Genomic DNA, 19,329 nt, shown 5'->3' on the forward strand with positions numbered 1-19,329 from the left:
AGGAATACTTATGCTTATCGCCATCATTATGCTGATCTTTATAACTGCATTTATACTCCTTTATCTGGTGCTTCACACCTTTGTGCCGGTTGCCGGGCCGGTTGAGATGCGGCTCAAAGCCCTGGACGGCGCAGTAGCAGGACGTCCTGATATTGATGATGAACTGGCTAAGCCATTTCGCCAACGCATTCTGGCGCCGCTAAGCGGCAATATGGCCGGTTTGCTTACCGGCCTTACCCCCAAAGCCGTACGAGCTACAATTGAACAAAAACTCATAATGGCCGGTGGCTTTGCCGGACTGACCAGTGGTGAGTTTTTATTGCTTATGGGTTTTCTGGCTATTGCTCTGCCGGTCATTGCCGGGGTGCTCAGTATACTTGCCGGCTTGGCGAGCGGCAAAGTAATCGGTTTTACGCTTATTGTCTTTGTTATTAGTCAACTATTGCCGTTTGTATTGTTAAATTATAAGATTGCCGTTCGCAAAGTTAGTATTCAGAAAGATTTGCCTGACGTGCTGGACTTGTTAACTGTGAGTGTTGAAGCCGGTCTTGGCTTTGACGGGGCGCTGGCTAAGCTGGCGGAAAAGATGAAGGGTGCGCTTGTTGAAGAATTCAACCGGGTGCTGCAAGAAATCCGTATGGGAGTAGCCAGGCGCGAAGCACTCAGTGCCATGGGCACGCGGTGTGATGTGCCTGATTTATCGCTGTTTACAACTTCGCTCGTCCAGGCCGATCAGCTTGGTGTAAGCATCGGTAATGTGCTGAGGGTTCAGTCGGCCTCTATGCGGGAAAAGCGTCGTCAGCGGGCAGAAGAGAAAGCCATGAAAGCGCCGATAAAAATGCTGTTACCGTTAGTGTTGTTTATCTTCCCGTCGCTTTTCGTGGTGCTTCTAGGTCCAGCGGTTATTCAGATGCTTGGCAGTTTGATAAAGTAAATAAATAAAACATATGGGAACAGGCTGTGATGAAATGGACTCACAGCCTGTTAACATTCCCTCTGTAATTCCATATTGGCATCTCCCGATGTTCCGGGCAGTGGATTAATATCATCTTACTGCTTTCATTTTTGAAGTCAAACTTCGCCTATCTACAATTGGATAAAGCGAGGCTTATAATTCTACTTTATCCTTCAAACCTGGGGTGACTACGATCTTACCGTCAGTAGTCACAAATATAGCTTCCACTCCGGGAAACTGTGTTAGCGCGGCCATTCCTTTTTCCAATCCCAACACTAAAAACCCCGAACTTGCGACATCGCCTGCATTGTATATGTCTGTATCTTTATACACTAAAGTTACACTGGCTAGTTCGGTCGGTTGTCTGCCAGTCTTTGGATTGAGTATATGAGCATATCGTACCCCATTTTTAATAAAATAACGCTGGTAATCACCCGAGGTTTGCAAGGTATTCCATTGATTCAGCTGAATTTTAGCGATAACGCCCTCTGAATTTCGGGGGTCTTGTACACCAATACGCCAAGGTGTCCCGTCCGGTTTAGTTCCAATTACTTGAATGTCACCGCCGGCGTTAACCAAAGCTGATTTGATACCATGAGCTTTTAATATCTCTACAGCTTTATTGAGAGCATAGTCTTTTGCTACACCGCCCAAATCCAGCTTCATTCCTGCCTTAGGCAGATATACGGTCTCATTGTTGGAATCCACCTTTATCATACGGTAATCAACAAGAGGCAATACCTTATCAATTTCTTCCTGAGTCGGTACAAAATCCCCTTTATGCCCAATGCCCCAAAGTTCAGTAAGTGCGCCAATAGATATGTCAAACGCGCCATCCGTCTTTTTGGAGATATCAATTGAATCGTTGATCATTTTAATCATATCGGGACTAACTTTTACTGGAGAAATTCCAGCCATCTGGTTTATTTGGGATACCTGGCTATCCGGATTATATCTGTCGCTAAGTGTCTGAATACGTTTGAATTCACCAAAAGCCGCCTTGACAGCCGCTTCACTATTTGAGCCATAGGCTGCAATTTCTATAACTGTATCCATTAGGAACTGTGTTTCTTTATAGGGCTTAGGTGATAAGAGAGCCTTCGGCGAACATCCAATGGTAGAAAAAGTCATGAATAAAATTAGAAAAATACCTATAATTCTTTGGTGAAAACTCATTAATTTACCGCTCCCTCTGCAAATATAATTGGAATTTATGCTGGTTTATTCAATTCTAAAAGTTTGAAAAATCTCACTTTGCCGAATTTGATACTCATTAAGGGTATTATAAATGATTTCACTGAATAGTAACAGACGATTGTTTAAAAAAACCCCCAGGATTGACATCTCATTTTGAAACGCATAATAAAAAGGCTATTGTCATCACAGGATTTTAGCCCTCATTGTTTTCGGGTTTATTTTTATCCGATAATTATATATGAAATCCAATAAAGATTTTTTTCTAGGCGTGTTGTTAGTAACGCTCCACCGCTGGCGCTTGACTTACGCTTATACTAACAACACGCCTGTAAATCTTTATTGGATACTATATAGAAAAAGTTACTTTTTTTAATAAAATATAGCAGGAATTTGCGTTTGTAAGTAGAAACTAACAATATATGGTCATCAGAGATGAGTAGGCGTGTGCTTATCAAAATAAATGTTATTGCTGTATTAACTTTCTAATTACTCATTATTGATGTGCAGTACTGCGACTGGAAGTATATTGTGTGAGAGCTTTGAAGCAGGTGATGGACGTACTTGATGTTGAAACATTTTTTCTCTGCCCAAGCGAGCAGGAAGGGCCCGGCTTATGGTAAATCCGGATATCGCCTTTTGGGTAATCGTGATTGCCATGATGCTGGCATCTTGATAAAGCGACATTGGCCGCTTTAGGCCAGATTGCCGGTGTATGGACGGGTGGTGGAACGATCATTCCTTAGGGCTTAATTCCGGTTGCCGCCATAACCGGTGTTAATCCCATCAAGCTGGCTCGTAATAATTTTATTCCCGTTATTTTAGGGTTTGCCGCTAAACCCTTGTAGCTATACTTCTCATGTAATTTTAAGACTGCATTTTACCGTACACGCGGACTAATATCCTTGGATTCTAAAGTCTGAAGCACCTTCTTTTTTCCAATAAACATTTCCAAAAGGATTTATCGTGTGTTGTCGAGAACTATTTGTGAAGTCAATTGTTTCTTTAGGAGGAAGACGGGTGTTGAGTAACAAGGAAAAATTAGAGTATGACGTACTCATGATAATAAAGGAAGCTGAAGGGCGGCCAATGGGGTGCGGTTCGATTGGCATCAAACTGCAAGCTATGGGTCATTCCCTCAGTGAGGCTACCGTAGGCAGAATTTTACGGGACATGGATTTCGCAGGCTTGACTGAAAAAGCAGGTTTCCGCGGCCGGAGACTATCTGACAGCGGGAATGAACGGCTCTCTGAACTTGATGGTAAAAACCGCCGGTTAAAATGGGGCGAAGAACTGATGGCTGCTGTGCAAGGTCACACAAGGGAGCAGCTTTTGGAAGTTCTTATTGCGAGAAGGGTAATAGAAAGTGAGCTTGCTTATCTTGCTGCCCAAAATTCTAAGCCTGATGAGGTTCGTGCCCTAAAATCAGTACTGGCCCGGCAGCGTTCTGTTTTGGATTCAGGCGATGGCGCGGCTGCTGAAGATGTTGAGTTTCATAACCTTATTGCCCAAATGGCGCGTAATCGTGTACTCGCCGCTGCCGTATCACTCATTCGCCAAGATACCCAATTGTCACCCGTACTTGAATATATCCGGCTTCATGTCCGTAGTCTTGTTTATGTTGATCATAAGAAAATTGCCGAAAACATCGAAAGCGGCAACGGGGAGGGAGCCCGGGCTGCTATGATTGAACATATTAATAACCTTATCAGTGACGGCGAAAAGTACTGGGAAACTATAGAACAACGATGGAAGTAATTAATCAAACCAGACAAACATCCTTAGGTGGCAATATTAATCTTGCCGACAACTTTTTTACCCGCCTGGTCGGCCTGCTTACTACCAAGAAGCTGCCAAGCGGGGCGGGACTTATTATTAAGCCATGCTCCGGTGTGCATACTTTGGGTATGCGGTATTGTATTGACGTGTTGTTTGTAAATAAAGATCATGAGGTGGTAAAGGTTATTGCCGCGATGAAGCCGGGCAGAGTGGCTGTTGTGTCCGGCAGTGCATATGTAATTGAGCTTCCGGCAGGAACTGCGGCGGCAACCTGCACAAAGCCTGGTGATAGGCTGGCGCTCATTGACTAGCGCCGGTCTTTTTCCTTGTTGGAAGCTTGTACCATATGGGGGTGTGTGTTAAAATATTTACAGCCCGGAAGGGTATAATATTGGAATGAATGCAAAAGGCGGTGGTGGAGTGCTTAACCAAACCGAAGTGCCGTTACTGGCAGCCATGAAAAATTATGTAAATGATGGAGTAATTCCTTTTCATACACCAGGACACAAAATGGGCAAAGGAATGCATCCGGCCTTGGGTAGTTTGATGCCTCAGGAAACACTGGCGCTTGACTTGGCGCTGATGGCTGAATTGGATGATTTACATGAACCGCATGGGCCGATAAAGGCTGCCCAGGATTTGGCGGCTGATTTATACGGTGCTGATTACAGCTATTTTGTCGTCAATGGCACAACTGGCGGTATTTACGCTATGATCCTTACTATTGCCGGGCCTGGCGACAAAATTATTGTGCCGCGTAATGCCCACCGGTCGATTATCGGGGGCATTATTTTAAGTGGGGCCATTCCGGTATTTATGCAGCCGGAAGTCGACCACGAACTGGGTCTGGCTATGGGTGTTACCTCTGAGACTGTTGCGCGGATGCTGCAGCAGCATCCTGACGCTAAAGGTGTGCTTATTATTAACCCTACCTATTACGGTGTGGCTACTGACTTGAAAAAAATTGTTGATATTGTGCATGGTTATGGCATTCCCGTCGTGGTCGACGAGGCCCACGGCCCACACCTTAAGTTTTCTCACCGGCTGCCTATACAGGCTTTGGACGCAGGCGCCGATATTGTCGCCCAAAGCACTCACAAAATTATCGGGGCGTTGACGCAGTGCTCGTTGGTGCACTGCCGCCAGGGACTTATCCGGGTGCCACGCCTTAAAGCCATGCTGCAACTGGTGCAGTCAACCAGCCCTAACTATATTATGATGGCTTCTCTGGATGTTGCCAGAATGCAGATGGCAACCCAAGGACGCCAGCTTATTGAACGGGCAGTTGACCTGGCCAATTGGACACGGCAGGAGATCAATAAAATTCCCGGACTTTATTGCTTTGGTGATGAAAAGTTAGGTAACCCGGGGGTCTACAGTATTGACCCCACCAAAGTGACAGTTACTGTCAAGGGGCTGGGACTAAAAGGCGCTGAGGCCGAGCGTATTTTACGCCACAAATATAAAATTCAGGTTGAACTCTCTGATGTATATAACATTTTATTCCTTATAACCTTAGGTGACAGTGAACGTGAAGTGCAGGCACTGGTGGCGGCGTTACGAGACATGGCTGCTACTACTCATGGCACGCGTGATTTTTCGGCCATTAACGCGGTATATTCAGCCGGAAAATATCCTGATCCGCCCGAACAAGTAATTTCGCCCCGTGATGCGCTGTTCGGCAATACCTGCATGGTGCCGTTCCAAGATGCGGCCGGCATGATTTGTGCCGAAATTGTCACCTTTTATCCGCCCGGCATACCGCTATTGTGCCCTGGCGAGCGGATTAGCCAGGAGATTATTGACTATTGTCACGTTCTGCAGGGTGCCGGATTGCACATCTCGGGTCCTGAAGATTATCTTCTCAAAACAATCAAGGTAGTAGATTGACGGAGGAATCATGCCGGGGAAGTTAATAGTTATTGAAGGCACCGACGGTTGTGGCAAAGCTACCCAGTCGGACAAATTAGCGCTCAGGCTCATGGCTGACGGTCTAAAGGTGCGCAAAGTGGATTATCCCAACTATCAAAGCCAGTCGTCAGCCTTGGTCAGAATGTATCTAAACGGCGAGTTCGGCAGCCGGCCTGAGGATGTTAACGCTTATGCGGCGTCGGCATTTTACGCTGTTGACCGCATTGCTTCCTACAAAAAAGAGTGGGAGGAGTTTTATTTAAACGGCGGCATAGTTATTGCCGACCGCTATACTACCTCCAATATGATTCACCAGGCGGCCAAAATTACTGTTGAGCCTGACAAAACCGACTATCTTGACTGGCTGTGGGATTTTGAATTTAACAAATGCGGCTTGCCGGTTCCGGACAAAGTCATTTTTCTGGCCATGCCGCCAGAGGCCTGTCAGGAACTTATGCGCGGCCGGGAAAATAAAGCTGGCGGTGTCAAGGATATCCACGAGCAAAACAGCGCATATTTGGCGCATTGTTATGCCAACGCTTGCGACGTGGCCGCCAGATATGGCTGGTATAAGATCGATTGCATTTCTGATGGAGGGATAAAAAGTATTGAAGAAATTCATAATGAAATATTTTCCGTTGTTAGCAAAGTGATTGGCAGGGCATAATACAGGCCCTGCCTTCTTTGTGGTGTTAAGCTGCCCAATATTTGATTATTTCATTAAAACCAATTATAATTTAAGGGATAAGAATGTTGCTGCCAGAGCCTTTCTAGGCAGGAGGATTATGTTTAATGAGCATGAAAATAAATAAGCTCGGTATTAAAAATCAGCCGGTAATGACAGACCGCGAGCAAGGCGGCAAGGCCGAGAAGACAGGCGACTATTTTTCCTCCGACTTATTGAAAACACAAGAAAAGCAGTCAACCGAACGACTGCAAGCACTTTTGACTGAAATTGATGAAAGTGGCCGCCGTTTGTCCCACATGCCGACCTATAGTGAACTCAAGTCGTACCGAGAGCTTGTCCGGAAGTTTATTGGTGAAGCGGTATCCCGCATGTATACTCTAGAGTCACGGGCCGGTTGGGACCGCCACGGCCGGCAGAAAATGTTTACAACCATTCGGCAAATAGATGAAAAACTGGCCGAGATGGCCGAAGACATTAGGAGCGGTCAGCAGCGCCAACTGTCAATCATGTCTAAACATGATGCAGTGCGCGGCATGCTGGTCGATTTGTATACGTAAATGAATTGGGATGAGTTAATTGGTCATAAGGATGTCGTAAAAATACTACAGGCTATGCTGGCTTCCGGCAAGGTTCCGCACGCCTTATTATTCATTGGCGCGGCCGGTATTGGCAAAAGTTTGGTCGCCCGTCTGTTAGCCGCCGGATTATTATGCGGTAACAGTAGTGCTAAACCGTGTGGGCATTGCCAGGCATGTTTAATGTATAGCCACGGCGCCCATCCTGATTTTACGCTGGTATGTCCTGACGGTGCAAGCATTAAAATTGATCAAATTCGTGCTCTTAAACAGTTTGCTGCCTTGGCGCCGTCGGTAAGCTCCGGGCGGGTATGCATTATTGAGGACGCCGAATTTATGACCGTTCAGGCGGCCAACAGCTTACTTAAGCTTTTGGAGGAGCCGCCGCCCGGCTTTGTGTTTATTTTGGTTGCGGGAACTGCTCAGCCGCTGTTGCCGACAATCTTATCCCGTTGCCGGAAAATTCAGTTCCAGCCGCTACCACCCACAATCCTGGCCGAGGCGCTTGTCAGCAAAGGGTATGCGGCTGAATCGGCCGTTGTTGCCGCCAAATTAAGCGGCGGCCGGATGGGAAAAGCCTTAGGACTTTTGGCGCCGGATGGCTTGGCTGCCAGGGATATGGCGGCAGGTATGATTGAAGGTCTTAGTGGACAAGATACCGTAAATATCTGGAACATGGCGTCCCAACTGGATGGTCTTGAAACCAAAGAAATTTTAACCGTACTTGGTTTTCTCCTGTATTTGTTTCGGGATATGGTATTACTAGCCGGTAAACATAATGAACAATTATTATATAATATTGATCTTGCGCCTAAACTGGTAGCGCATACGGCAAAGTGGCCCGAAGGACAAAGCCTGGCGGCGCTTGGAGCAGTTAAAGACACAATCCGCGCTATCAGCGGCAACGCTAACTCCCGTTTGGCGCTTGAAGCTTTACTAATACATTTAAAGGATTTGGCGGGAAAAGGAGATTAAGCATGCTGACAGTGGTTGGTATCCGGTTTAAAAAAGCCGGAAAGATATACTATTTTGATCCGGGTGACATTGATATTGCTGCAGGCGAGTGCGCCATTGTTGAGACTGCCAGGGGATTGGAGTTTGGCGATGTTGTTATCGGGCCGCGCCAGGTGGAAGACAGCCAAATTGTCGCTCCGTTAAAGCCGGTACTTAGAAAAGCAACGCCTGAAGATGAGGAAAAGGTCAAAGACAACCGGAAGAAAGAAAAAGAAGCTTTTAAAATTTGTGAACAAAAAATACAGGCTCATGGTTTGCCCATGAATCTTGTTGATGTTGAATACACATTTGATGTGAACAAAATCATATTTTACTTTACCGCCGAAGGGCGTATCGATTTTCGCGAGTTGGTTAAAGATCTGGCCAGTGTGTTTCGTACCCGCATTGAGCTTCGGCAAATCGGCGTGCGGGATGAGGCTAAGCTCATGAACGGTATTGGCTGTTGCGGCCGGTCGCTTTGCTGCGCGACCTTTCTCGGCGATTTTGAACCGGTGTCCATCCGGATGGCTAAGGACCAGAACCTGTCACTTAACCCGACTAAAATTTCCGGTATCTGCGGGCGGTTGATGTGCTGCCTGAAATATGAAAGTGACTGCTATGGCGGCTGCTGTGCCAAAAAGGTCCCCCCGCCAACAGTGGGCAGGGAAGTAGTTACTGTTGAGGGGGAAGGACGGGTAATGTCAGTGAATCAGCAAAAACGGACAGCCACGGTCAGTCTGGCTGAAGGCAAGATGCTGGTTATTCCTTGGGACGAATTAGTGGAAAAAGAATAATGGACGTGCCGGAAGTTGAGTTAAAATCCGGTGAACGGATTGATGATCTTGTTATTAATAACCTAAAGCTTATTCAGCATCCGGACGAATTTTGCTTTTCTCTGGATGCTGTTCTCTTGGCGCATTTTGCCGGTATACGGCCAGGCGGTGCCGCCGTCGACCTAGGCGCCGGAACAGGTGTTATCGGATTACTCCTCTTGGCGCGGGGGGCAGCCACCGTTACCGGAGTTGAGATAAGCCCGTCTATGGCTGATATGGCTAGACGGAGTGCCTGTCTTAACGGTCTGGCTGAGCGGCTTAGCATTATCAATGGTGATATGCGCCGGATTAAAGAATTTTTGCCTGGCGGCTGCTGGGAATTGGTGGTTTCCAATCCGCCTTATCGTCCGGTAGGCGGTGGCTATATCAGTCCCAATGACCGGGTAGCCATGGCGCGGCATGAAGTAACGGCCAATTTGACTGACGTTGTAGCGGCCGCAAAGTATCTTGTTAAATACCGCGGCAGGTTTGCCATGGTGCATTTGCCTGAGCGGCTGGCTGAAATTACGCAAGCCTTGTGTGCGGCCGGCATTGAACCTAAACGGCTGCAGCTCGTGTATCCGGCGCCGGGTAAGAAGCCTAATATGCTGCTTATTGAAGGAATCCGCGGCGCCAGGCCGGGGCTTGATGTATTGCCGCCTTTAATTGTATATAATACTGAAGGGAGCTACAGTGAAGATATTAGGAAGCTCTACAGGCAGGGCAGGTGATTTGTTTGACTAAGCCAGGTACACTTTATCTGTGCCCCACGCCGCTCGGCAATCTGGAAGATATGACTTTCCGGGCTGTACGGGTGCTAAAAGAAGCGGCGGCTATTGCCGCCGAGGATACCAGACATACTCTAAAGCTGTTAAATCATTTTGATATTCACTTGCCGCTCATAAGCTATCATGAACACAATAAGGCCGAACGCGGGCCGGAGATTATTGAACGACTGCTAAAAGGTGAAACCATCGCGTTGGTAAGTGACGCCGGGATGCCGGGCATATCTGACCCAGGTGTTGATTTGGTGCGTTTGGCGGTAGAAAACGGCGTGCCGGTGGTGCCGCTGCCCGGTCCTAACGCCGCGTTAACTGCGCTGGTAGCATCAGGACTTGATACTACCATGTTTACCTTTGTCGGTTTCTTGCCTAAGACCAATAAACACCGCCGGGAGTTGTTGGCTAAGCTAACCAGACATCCGTATACCATGGTGTTCTATGAAGCGCCGCACCGGCTGCGCGCCACACTGGATGAACTTTATGCGGTATTTGGTGACCGTCAAGCTGTAGCCGCCCGGGAGCTTACTAAGAAGTTCGAAGAGTTTATCCGGGGCAGTCTGGCAAGTATCATTCAACACTTTGCCGCAAACCAGACTCGCGGAGAATTCACCCTGGTAGTGGCCGGCAATCCGGAGGGCGAAGAACTGAGGGAGGTTCCGGACGCATTGGCCGGGCTGGATGTGGTACAGGCTGTCAGTCAGCTTATGAGCCGGGGAATTAATAAAAAAGACGCCATCCGTGAGGTGGCGTCCCATAGAGGTTTACCGAAACGTCTGGTTTATCAGGCTGTACTCAATATGCCTGAATAGTTTACACAGCCTTTTGACTCATAGATTCCAGACACTCTTTGCAGACATTTTTGCCTTTGAAGTTGGTGACATCGGCAGCGTTACCACAGAATACACAAGCTGGCTCATATTTCCGGAGAATGATACGGTCGCTGTCTACATAAATTTCAAGAGCATCCTTTTCCTCAATGTCAAGAGTGCGGCGCAATTCGATAGGAATTACCACTCTGCCTAGTTCGTCAACTTTGCGTACAATACCGGTTGATTTCATTTTCTTTTTCCCCTTTCACTCTTCTTCAATAAAATTAAATAATCAATCAATCAACAAGATTCGACAAAACCTGCTCAACTAAATAATACCAAATATTACAAAGCTTGTCAATCTAAAAATTTCCAAATGGCAAAATATTTTCGGATTACGCCATTTTGCAGTGCATAAATGTGCCGCACATTGTCATATGATACTACTTTCTGTCGAAAAAGACAACTATTGACAATCATGCCGACAATGTCTATAATTGGTAAAATAAGTAACGTACGTCAAGATGAAGGAGGACATCATGCCGAAAAAAACCTTTTACATTACTACGCCTATTTATTATCCCAGCGACCGGCTTCATATCGGGCATGCCTACTGCACCACTATTGCTGATGCTATAGCCCGTTACAAGCGGCTGGCCGGGTTTGATGTGTTTTTCTTGACCGGCTCAGACGAACACGGCCAGAAAATTCAGCGCAAAGCTGAAGAGAATAATACCACGCCGCAGGCTTATGTGGATAAAATTGTGGCGTCGTTCAAGCATTTGTGGGAAAAACTTAATATTTCCAATGATGATTTTATCCGCACCACTGAACGCCGTCACCATGAACTTGTGCAAGCGGTATTTCAAAAAATATTCGACCAGGGAGACATCTATAAAGCCGAGTATGAAGGCTGGTATTGCACACCGTGTGAAACCTTCTGGCTGGAACGCCAGTTAAATGACGGCAAATGTCCGGATTGCGGCCGGCCGGTTGAGATTGTTAAAGAAGAAAGCTATTTTTTCCGTATGTCCAAATACCAGGACAGACTGTTAAAATACATTGAGGAAAATCCTGAATTTATCCAGCCGACATCCCGCCGCAACGAAATGATTAATTTTATCAAAGGCGGTCTGGAAGACCTGTGCGTATCGCGGACTACTTTTGACTGGGGCATCCCGGTACCGTTTGATACCAAACATGTGGTATATGTATGGTTCGACGCTCTGACCAATTATATAACGGCTGCCGGTTACTTAAACGACCGCGAGAAGTTTTCCAAGTACTGGCCGGCAGATATACATTTGGTCGGTAAAGAAATTGTCAGGTTCCATAGTATCATCTGGCCGATTATTCTTATGGCTTTAGGTGTTGAACTGCCCAAGATGGTCTATGGTCATGGCTGGCTGGTGGTTGAAGGCGATAAAATGAGCAAGTCTAAGGGCAATGTTATTGACCCTATTGCTCTTATCGACGAGTTCGGGTCTGACGCCATCCGGTACTTCCTGCTCAGAGAAATTGCCCTTGGGCTTGATGGTAATTTTTCGCGGGACGCGCTTATCAGCCGCATTAATGCCGATTTGGCCAACGACCTTGGCAACTTGCTGCACCGCAGTCTTAACATGATTGGCCGGTTTAACGGCGGCGTAATTGAGGCGCCCGGAGAAACCGAGGCTATCGACCAGGAATTGCACGACTTGGCCCGGACCACTGTTGCGCAATACGAGAAACACATGGAACATCAGGATATCAATACTGCGCTTAAGGAAGTATGGGCCCTTATCGGCCGCACCAACAAATATATTGATGAGACCGCACCATGGGCGCTGGCTAAAGACCCGGCCAAGAAAGACCGGCTCAACACGGTACTTTACAACCTGGCCGAGGTGCTCAGAATTGCCGCCATCTTAATTTCACCGTTTATGCCGGTAACTGCCCCGAAAATTTGGGCGCAGCTTGGCATTAAGACAGATTTTGCCAGTGTAACATTAGGCGAAGCCCAGGCTTGGGGACGCCTGCCGGCAGGCACTATTGTCGCCCAACCGGAGCCACTGTTTCCCCGCATTGAAGACAAACCGGCGGCAGAGGCTGAAACAAAACCGGTCCAAACCGTAGCAACCGCAGCGCCTAAAGCTGAGACAACTGACCAACCGTCTTGCTTGCCGGAAATCACCATTGATGAATTTGCCAAACTTGACCTCAGAGTAGCTAAAGTCCTGGCGGCCGAGAAGGTTAAGAAAGCCGATAAGCTGTTGCTCTTGACTGTTGATTTGGGCACCGAGCAGCGTACCATCATTTCCGGCATTGCCAAGCATTATGAACCTGAACAGTTAGTTGGGCAAAATGTGGTCATGGTAGTTAATTTGAAACCGGCAAAAATCCGGGGCATTGAGTCGCGGGGCATGGTACTGGCTGCATCCTGTGACGATAAGCTGCAGCTTGTTACTGCTGATATGCCGCCTGGCAGCAAGGTGAAGTAAAAATGTTGTTTGATTCACATGCCCATATTGATGACAAGCGTTTTGATGCCGACCGGGAAGATGTAATCAAACGTGCGGCTGAGGCCGGGCTTATAGGCATATTAAATGCCGGTGCCTGTATGGAATCGTCGGCGCGGTCAGTGGCGCTTGCTCAGCGTCACGACATGGTGTTTGCGGCGGTCGGCATCCACCCGCATGATGCTAAAGACGCCGCAGATGGTGACTACGATCAGTTGGCTGCCTGGCATTCGCAGGCCAAAGTTGTCGCTATAGGCGAAATTGGCCTTGATTATTACTATGATTTATCACCCCGCGAAATTCAGCGGCAGGTATTTATCCGTCAAATTGACGTAGCGCGTCAACTTAATAAACCGATTATTATCCATGACCGGGACGCGCATGGCGATGTGCTGGCTATTGTTAAAAAGGAAGCTAAAGGCCTGACCGGTGTATTCCATTGTTTTTCGGGCAGCGTGGAGATGGCCAAGGAAGTAATTAAGCTGGGCTTTTACGTTTCTTTTGCCGGACCGGTGACTTATGCCAAAGACGGCAAACTTAAAGAAGTTGCGGCAAGCGTGCCGCTGGAACGTTTGTTAGTCGAGACCGACTGCCCGTATCTTACACCCCAGCCGTACCGGGGCCGCCGCAATGAGCCGGCTCATGTCAAGTACACGGCTGAGGAAGTGGCCCGTGTCCGGGGTTTGGAATTTGCGGCGCTGGCCGAAGCGGCAACTGCTAATACTAAAGAGCTGTTTGGTATTGTCCTATAACCTAATTGTGGCGGAACCACAGCAAAATTTCATGTCGGCAGGAATAAAATGGTAACTTGACGAATATGTTAAATTAATGTTAACTGTTTGCCAAGTTCTTTTTTTAGTATATTTTTTACATATAATGGCAATGCTTCTAATGTAATCTGGATAATTATGGATAAATTTATTAGCATTCCTTGACTATTTAACCATCTTATGGTATAATTGCAAAATTCACAGAAAGGGGGGGTTTCATGAGTGATGAAAAGTCCGTACTGGCAAAGTACGGGCGCAATAAAGCAGTGCTTATTGTCGCGCTGCTCCTGGCATCACTACTGGCAACCGGATTTGTTTGGGCGTACAAGAAGGTCCACATCGTTGCCGATGGGCAAAACTATACTGTAAATACACTGTATAAAACTCCGTACAAAATATTAAAGCAAGTTGGAATTGCACTTAACCCCGAAGATGAAATCAGGTTGTCTACAGCCAGTGTAAATAACGGAACTGTAATTGAAGTGTTCAGGGCTGTACCGGTGACGGTAACGTATCAGGGTAAAACCACCAGCATTATTACCGGTAAGCCTACGGTTCGCGAAGTCGCGACCCAGTTGGGAATTCCCGGGGACAAGGTAAAGCTGGTGCCAGGGGATGAAACCAGGCCGGTTGCCGGGATGAACATCAGGGCTGTTACTTTGAGTGAAAAAATTGAAGAACAGGAAATTCCTGATCTGTACCAAGTTATCCGTCAACCTGATGCCACTATGGAAAAAGGCACGGAGGAAACCGTGCAAGATGGGGAAAATGGCCTTAAAAAAGCTACAGTACGCGTGCGGTTTGAAGATGGCGTTAAGGTATCTGCCGATGTACTTTCAGAAACTGTAGTAGTAAGCTCCAAGCCCAGAATTATCCGGGTGGGGACCCGGGATACCGTAGATACTTCGCGGGGAGCCGTACGGTTCCGCGATATCCGCTGGATGGAGGCTTCCGCTTATTTGCCGGCAGACGGCTCAGGCCGCGGGCTGACAGCTACCGGAATTGCCGCCCGGCGGGGGATTGTTGCCGTTGACCCTAATGTGATACCCCTGGGTACGCGGGTATATATTTCCGGCTATGGTATGGGGCTGGCTGCTGATACCGGTGGCTCAATTGTTGGCAACAAGATTGATTTATGCATGGACGATCCCAGTGAAGCTTGGCGGTTTGGCCGCCGGACAGTAAAAGTTTATATTTTAGCTGAATAAAAAGAGTAGGGCATAAGCCCTGCTCTTTTTATTTTCACCGTTTTTATGCCAGCGAAATCATGGTAGTTAGTAAAGCATGCGGATGTGATATAGTTTCCGGTGGTGAGAAGGAATAACCCGAGCGAGCAGCGAAATATGCATGAGGTATAACTTGATTGCTGAAGGGACTGGTGTACTTGTCTGGCTTGAACCGTAACTTTCTTAAACATACCTGGGAAATTATCCGTGAGTACTGGTGTTCAGAAGAAAAGTGGCGGGCCTGGGGACTGCTCGCGGTAATTGTAACTCTTAATCTAGGCCATGTGTATATATTGGTTCTAATCAATCAATGGTACAATCGGTTTTACAATGCCCTGCAAAACTTTGACAAAGACGAATTTTTCAGCGCATTGGGTGAATTCAGCCTGTTAGCCGGAATTTTTATCATAGTGGCTGTGTATGAGCTCTATCTCCAGCAAATGCTTGAGATTAAATGGCGGCGCTGGATGACGCAAAACTATTTGAGCAGTTGGCTCAAAAATCAGACCTATTACCGGTTGCAGCTTATTGACAATAACACCGATAACCCGGACCAACGCATAAGCGAGGATTTACGTCTGTTTACCAATTATACGCTGAGACTGGCATTAGGTTTATTAAAATCGGTGGTTACCCTGGGATCATTTATCGCTATTCTCTGGCAGTTATCAGGTGCGCTTACCCTTCCCTTTGGTGGGCAGCAACTGACTATTTACGGTTATATGGTGTGGGTAGCTGTCTTATATGCTATCATAGGCACCTGGCTGACCCATAAAATTGGCAAGCCGTTGGTTAAACTTAATTTTAACCAACAACGCTATGAAGCAGATTTCCGGTTTAGTTTGGTGAGACTCCGTGAAAACTGCGAAAGTATTGCTTTTTATGGGGGTGAAGCCCGTGAAGGCCAGTCGTTTATGATTCGATTTGGCCATGTTCTTGATAATTTTTGGAAAATTATGCAGCGTCAGAAGCAATTGACCTGGTTTACTTCTGGCTATGGCCAAATAGCAATAATCTTTCCTATTTTAGTGGCCGCTCCCCGTTATTTCGCCAAGGAAATCCAGCTCGGCGGCTTGCTCCAAACAGCTTCAGCTTTTGGTAAAGTACAGGACGCTTTATCTTTTTTTGTTGATAGCTACCCGTTGCTGGCTGAATGGAAGTCGGTTGTTGACCGGCTTACCGGGTTTATCGGCAATATGCATAAAGTAAGCGAGCCTCCTCAACCCAGCGCTGTTATGCAAACGGCATCTGTTCCCGTATTGGCAGTGACCGGGTTAAACATTAATTTGCCTGATGGGCGGAGAATACTGACTGAACTTAATTTGTCGTTAACTGCGGGTGAATCGCTCTTGGTGGCAGGACCCTCAGGCAGCGGCAAAAGTACTCTGCTAAGGACATTATCCGGATTATGGCCGTATGCCCAGGGCTGTATCACGCTTCCTGAGAACGGGAATTTTTTGTTTTTACCGCAAAAATCCTATCTCCCGTTAGGCACTTTGCGTGATACTCTGCTCTATCCCGGCCCCAAACGGCAGGTATCTGACGAAGAAATTACCCAAGCCATGTCATTGTGTAAGCTTGACTGGCTGAAAAACCATCTTGACAGGATAGAGGACTGGTCGCATGTATTGTCATTAGGGGAGCAACAGCGGATTGCCTTTGTCCGGGCGCTTATCCACAAACCCGAGTGGTTGTTTATGGATGAAGCTACGTCGGCGCTTGATGAACCTACTGAACGTGTGCTCTATGCTTTACTGCGCGAACAGTTGCCAGGAACTGCCATGGTCAGTGTCGGCCATCGTAATACCCTAAACAGCTACCACCAAAAGAAGTTAACTTTAGACGGTGCCGGCAATTGGAGGTTGCTTAATTTATAATTTGGATGTAAAACCGCCTGGTAGGCGGTTTTGCCATTTTAAAAGGCTAGATAAAAAGTTGGCAAATGTGGTAATATATTCATACTGTGTTATGTTTTGAAAATGGAGTTGTAAAATGATTAAAGAAGTCATTGTGGTTGAAGGCAAACAAGATATTGCCGCTGTCAGGCGGGCGGTAGAGGCCGAGTGCATTGCCACCGAGGGGTTTAACTTATTGCCGCGTTGTCTAAGCCGGATTGAGCAAGCTTATAAGAAAAGGGGTATCATAATTTTGACCGACCCTGACAGCGCCGGTGAACGTATTCGCAAGTATCTTACCCAGCGTTTTCCAGAAGCCAAGCATGCCTTTGTACCACGGGAACAGGCTACAGCCAACGATGATATCGGGATTGAGCAGGCTTCACCTGCGGCAATCCGGGAAGCTTTGAGCAAAGTGCGTATGCATGAGTGGCAATCATCAAACCAATTTACCTGGCACGATATTATGGCGGCCGGGTTAAGCGGTGTGGCAGATGCTGCCCTACGACGGGCAAGAGTTGGTCAACGCCTGGGCATAGGCTACGCCAATGCGAAAAGCTTTTTATACAGGTTAAACAATTATGGCGTTACCCGTGCCGAATTTGATGAAGCGCTAAAGGAGCTGGATACTGCAACCAGTCAAAGCGACGCAATGGAGGAACCGTAATATGGGAATTAAGCCGTGTATTGCGCAAAAAGACGTAACCCTGCATATTTTAAAAACTTTTGGCATTCATATGAGCAAAAAATTGGGGCAGAATTTTCTCATTGATGGCCATGTTGTTGACGGTATCGTAGCGGCGGCCCAGGTTGCCGCCGGCGATGCCGTGCTGGAAATAGGGCCGGGAATCGGTACCCTGACCCAGGGGTTGGCCGAAACCGGGGCTGAGGTTACGGCAGTTGAGCTTGACCGTCGCTTGTTGGATGTACTGAATAGAACGCTGGAAGGGTATAATAATGTCAAAATCGTGCATGGCGATATATTGAAAATCGACATTTCCCGGGAAATAAGCAGGAAAAAATACAAGGTTGTCGCCAATCTGCCATATTATATTACGACACCCATTATTATGAAACTTTTGGAGGAAAAATTACCGGTAGAAGTTCTGGTGACTATGGTGCAAAAAGAGGTGGCTGAGCGCATGGTGGCCAGGCCGGGTGGTAAAGACTACGGGGCGCTGTCAGTAGCGGTTCAGTATTATACTGAACCGGAAATTATGTTTATTGTGCCGCCAAAAGCGTTTATACCTTCTCCGGCGGTGGAATCGGCTGTTATCCGCTGCACGGTTCGTCCTGAACCGCCGGTTAAGGTCGACAGTGAAAAAATGTTTTTCCGCGTGGTCAAAGCGGCTTTTGCCCAGCGCCGCAAAACGTTGGCAAATGCTCTTAAAGCCGGCGGTCTGGATAAAGAAGCAGTAGATAAGGTGCTGGCTGCTGCCGGAATTGACGGCGGGCGGCGCGGCGAGCAACTATCGCTTGCTGAGTTTGCGTCTATAGCCAATGCCTGGGTAAAACATATATAAACGGAAAGCCCTGCTCATTTTGAGCAGGGCTTTCCGTTTAAAAACAGGTCCAATAAATCAAAACGCCGATCAATGTGATAACCTAAGTAAGTCTTGTTCTGCCATTGACGGTTGCGACTTTGGTTATGGAAGACGGCAATGGCTTCAAGGCAGTCGCCGACAATGGTATCGATTATTTTATTGGTATGAATTTGATTTTTCACCGATGAACCCAGACGGTAATGGGGAATAGTAGTAGCCACATCAACCTTAAGTTTGTTCATGCGCGCGAGCGCCATCGTGACCGGTGGGATGGCCAGTTCGCGCAAGGAAATTGTTTCCAGAAGGCGGCGGGATACTGCGTGAGGGCCGTGGGCCGGGCTGGCCAGGCTGATTTTTTTATCGAGTCCCAGTTCTTTATTGAGGTTGAAGCGCCACTGAAAAGTAGGGTTATACCGTTCTATATGGCGAGGGGGGGAAGGGTAACAGTTGGTAAGAGCCATATCCAGGTGTTTTAACAATACACCGTCCACCAGTTCCATCAAGTTTTCATTAAACGTGCCTACCATGTCGCCGTCGACAAAGGCGACAACATCGCTGCCCAGAGCCAGAGCCACTTTAGCACCGATGGCGCGGGGAATATCAATACCCAGACATTCGTGAAAGTAGATAACTTGCAGCTTGGGGAGACGCATTGCTAAGGCTTCGTGCATAGTGCTGTCTTTGGAGCCGTTGGCCACCAGAATAATGTGATCAATAGGCAAAGTCCCCAGATTTTGCAATACTGTAGTAATGCGACCTCCCTCATTTTTGGCCGGAACGACCACGCAAATCACGTCTATCACCTCGGCGTAAGGATGCGTATACAGTGCCATGTTGATAAAGCGGCCTTATGGGGGCTCACTATAGTATATTGGGAGGATAGGCTATTTGTCACCGG

Annotated in this window: 19 protein-coding genes; 16 read left to right on the plus strand and 3 right to left on the minus strand. The window is 47.4% G+C overall.

Annotation, left to right across the window (positions count from 1 at the left end):
* Positions 1–10 precede the first annotated feature (10 nt).
* Positions 11–934 (plus strand): type II secretion system F family protein, encoded by a 924-nt coding sequence (locus SCACP_RS01150; protein WP_425059626.1) that lies wholly within the window; start codon positions 11–13, stop codon positions 932–934.
* 174 nt (positions 935–1,108) lie between these two features.
* Here the strand turns inward: SCACP_RS01150 and SCACP_RS01155 are convergent, their stop codons facing one another.
* Positions 1,109–2,131, minus strand: coding sequence for an FAD:protein FMN transferase (locus SCACP_RS01155; RefSeq protein ID WP_425059627.1), 1,023 nt, complete (start codon positions 2,129–2,131; stop codon positions 1,109–1,111).
* Positions 2,132–3,169: 1,038 nt separating this feature from the next.
* On the opposite strand from SCACP_RS01155, the gene SCACP_RS01160 reads away from it, so the two are divergent.
* The 9 genes from SCACP_RS01160 (at position 3,170) to rsmI (ending at position 10,498) form a co-directional block, all read left to right on the plus strand.
* Positions 3,170–3,907, plus strand: coding sequence for an FCD domain-containing protein (locus SCACP_RS01160; RefSeq protein WP_425059628.1), 738 nt, complete (start codon positions 3,170–3,172; stop codon positions 3,905–3,907).
* Entirely contained in the window at positions 3,898–4,239 is a 342-nt protein-coding gene (locus tag SCACP_RS01165; RefSeq protein WP_425059629.1) for a DUF192 domain-containing protein, read from the plus strand. Before SCACP_RS01160 ends, SCACP_RS01165 begins: the two co-directional genes overlap by 10 nt.
* A 109-nt stretch (positions 4,240–4,348) precedes the next feature.
* Positions 4,349–5,818, plus strand: a complete 1,470-nt coding sequence (locus SCACP_RS01170; protein ID WP_425059630.1) for an aminotransferase class I/II-fold pyridoxal phosphate-dependent enzyme — start codon at positions 4,349–4,351, stop codon at positions 5,816–5,818.
* A 10-nt stretch (positions 5,819–5,828) separates the two neighbouring features.
* On the plus strand, positions 5,829–6,506 hold the full coding sequence (locus SCACP_RS01175; protein WP_425059631.1) for a dTMP kinase: 678 nt from the start codon (positions 5,829–5,831) through the stop codon (positions 6,504–6,506).
* A gap of 125 nt (positions 6,507–6,631) precedes the next feature.
* The gene (locus SCACP_RS01180) at positions 6,632–7,084 is read left to right on the plus strand and encodes a YaaR family protein (protein ID WP_425059632.1); all 453 of its coding nucleotides are present in this window, start codon (positions 6,632–6,634) and stop codon (positions 7,082–7,084) included.
* Positions 7,085–8,077: a DNA polymerase III subunit delta' gene (gene holB, locus SCACP_RS01185; RefSeq protein ID WP_425059633.1), complete on the plus strand. Its 993-nt coding sequence runs from the start codon at positions 7,085–7,087 to the stop codon at positions 8,075–8,077.
* A gap of 2 nt (positions 8,078–8,079) precedes the next feature.
* Complete coding sequence (locus SCACP_RS01190; RefSeq protein WP_425059634.1) at positions 8,080–8,889, plus strand: PSP1 domain-containing protein; 810 nt, start codon at positions 8,080–8,082, stop codon at positions 8,887–8,889.
* On the plus strand, positions 8,889–9,638 hold the full coding sequence (locus SCACP_RS01195) for a tRNA1(Val) (adenine(37)-N6)-methyltransferase (RefSeq protein WP_425059635.1): 750 nt from the start codon (positions 8,889–8,891) through the stop codon (positions 9,636–9,638). The genes SCACP_RS01190 and SCACP_RS01195 overlap by 1 nt, the downstream gene beginning before the upstream one ends.
* Positions 9,639–9,700: 62 nt before the next feature.
* Entirely contained in the window at positions 9,701–10,498 is a 798-nt protein-coding gene (gene rsmI / locus SCACP_RS01200; protein WP_425061292.1) for a 16S rRNA (cytidine(1402)-2'-O)-methyltransferase, read from the plus strand.
* Position 10,499: 1 nt separating this feature from the next.
* Here the strand turns inward: rsmI and SCACP_RS01205 are convergent, their stop codons facing one another.
* Positions 10,500–10,748 (minus strand): AbrB/MazE/SpoVT family DNA-binding domain-containing protein, encoded by a 249-nt coding sequence (locus SCACP_RS01205; RefSeq protein WP_425059636.1) that lies wholly within the window; start codon positions 10,746–10,748, stop codon positions 10,500–10,502.
* A gap of 289 nt (positions 10,749–11,037) precedes the next feature.
* Between SCACP_RS01205 and metG the strand changes: the two genes are divergently transcribed.
* The 6 genes from metG (at position 11,038) to rsmA (ending at position 18,410) form a co-directional block, all read left to right on the plus strand.
* Complete coding sequence (gene metG, locus SCACP_RS01210; protein WP_425059637.1) at positions 11,038–12,978, plus strand: methionine--tRNA ligase; 1,941 nt, start codon at positions 11,038–11,040, stop codon at positions 12,976–12,978.
* A gap of 2 nt (positions 12,979–12,980) precedes the next feature.
* On the plus strand, positions 12,981–13,748 hold the full coding sequence (locus SCACP_RS01215; RefSeq protein WP_425059638.1) for a TatD family hydrolase: 768 nt from the start codon (positions 12,981–12,983) through the stop codon (positions 13,746–13,748).
* Positions 13,749–13,984: 236 nt separating this feature from the next.
* Positions 13,985–14,974, plus strand: coding sequence for a 3D domain-containing protein (locus SCACP_RS01220; RefSeq protein ID WP_425059639.1), 990 nt, complete (start codon positions 13,985–13,987; stop codon positions 14,972–14,974).
* A gap of 155 nt (positions 14,975–15,129) precedes the next feature.
* A complete protein-coding gene (locus SCACP_RS01225) occupies positions 15,130–16,869 on the plus strand; it encodes an ABC transporter ATP-binding protein/permease (RefSeq protein ID WP_425059640.1) in 1,740 nt (579 codons plus the stop codon).
* Between the two features lie 115 nt (positions 16,870–16,984).
* Positions 16,985–17,554, plus strand: coding sequence for a ribonuclease M5 (gene rnmV / locus SCACP_RS01230; protein WP_425059641.1), 570 nt, complete (start codon positions 16,985–16,987; stop codon positions 17,552–17,554).
* Between the two features lies 1 nt (position 17,555).
* A complete protein-coding gene (gene rsmA, locus SCACP_RS01235) occupies positions 17,556–18,410 on the plus strand; it encodes a 16S rRNA (adenine(1518)-N(6)/adenine(1519)-N(6))-dimethyltransferase RsmA (protein WP_425059642.1) in 855 nt (284 codons plus the stop codon).
* 14 nt (positions 18,411–18,424) lie between these two features.
* Here rsmA and SCACP_RS01240 read toward each other — a convergent pair whose 3' ends face one another.
* Positions 18,425–19,264, minus strand: a complete 840-nt coding sequence (locus tag SCACP_RS01240; protein WP_425059643.1) for a glycosyltransferase family 2 protein — start codon at positions 19,262–19,264, stop codon at positions 18,425–18,427.
* Between the last annotated feature and the right edge of the window lie 65 nt (positions 19,265–19,329).

The organism is Sporomusaceae bacterium ACPt, from assembly GCA_041428575.1.
GTDB lineage: Bacteria > Bacillota > Negativicutes > Sporomusales > Sporomusaceae > Sporomusa_D > Sporomusa_D carbonis.